1 protein-coding gene is annotated in these 274 nt (G+C 45.3%); it reads right to left on the bottom strand.

Going from position 1 to position 274, the window contains the following annotated elements:
• Positions 1–18: 18 nt before the first annotated feature.
• Positions 19–274, bottom strand: a 256-nt coding sequence (locus tag SB772_RS40770; protein ID WP_410838621.1) for a YcxB family protein, incomplete at its 5' end; no start/stop codon positions are given.

Below are 274 nucleotides of genomic sequence, written 5' to 3'. Positions count from 1 at the left end.
AGAGAGACCTCATTACATTTATGCTGGTGGCTGCAAGTTTTCAGGGTTTAAGCCTTTCACAGGAACCACTTCTTGTAAATGTTGACGTATCGTATCGATAGGAAACTTCTGTGCTTGCAAGCGTTTCGGTACGATTTGGCTACCTTGCTGACCTTTTAGCTCAAACATCATAAAGATATAGTCGTCAGTCTCATCCCAACTCTTGATAGAGGTCCAAGGAATAACTGCTTGCTGAGTCGCGCCTGCACGCATTTGCATACCGCGCATTTGCGAG

The sequence above is a fragment of the Paraburkholderia sp. SIMBA_030 genome (genome assembly GCF_046535245.1).
Lineage (GTDB): Bacteria > Pseudomonadota > Gammaproteobacteria > Burkholderiales > Burkholderiaceae > Paraburkholderia.
Note: the sequence above shows the minus strand (reverse complement) of the source record. Positions and strands in the feature narration are given on the sequence as shown.